Below are 398 nucleotides of genomic sequence, written 5' to 3' on the forward strand. Positions count from 1 at the left end.
ATCCTCCCTCCAACTCCATCCTCTTGATCCATTCACCCGGTATCTTCATCCCCAGCAACCCCATTCCTCTAACGCACCCAACCTATCCCCCAATGCTCCCCCATCCCCTTAGTCTTTTCACCTCCCCAACACCCCCCCACACACATCACTCTGCCTCCTCATATCCCACAAACACTCTCCATAACCTTGCCCCCAGCGCTTTCCCACTCCACCAATGTATCCAACCTTCCCCCCACAGCGCCCCACGTCTCTCTCCCCAACCCCCCTATCCCCCCCCCAGCTCCTCCCTCTCAACCCAAGCTCTCGGCATCTCCTCCCCAGCATCCCCCTTCAACTAACACACCCATCCTTTCCCACAATCAAAAAAGGAAAACACAACCTCCCCTTTTACAACTCTG

General features: G+C 56.0%; 1 protein-coding gene. It reads right to left on the reverse strand.

Annotation, left to right across the window (positions count from 1 at the left end; genetic code table 11):
• Window positions 1-117 precede the first annotated feature (117 nt).
• Window positions 118-246, reverse strand: a complete 129-nt coding sequence (locus J7R05_RS09565) for a hypothetical protein (protein WP_281388245.1) — start codon at window positions 244-246, stop codon at window positions 118-120.
• Between the last annotated feature and the right edge of the window lie 152 nt (window positions 247-398).

The sequence above is a fragment of the Bartonella capreoli genome (assembly GCF_902813205.1).
GTDB lineage: Bacteria > Pseudomonadota > Alphaproteobacteria > Rhizobiales > Rhizobiaceae > Bartonella > Bartonella schoenbuchensis.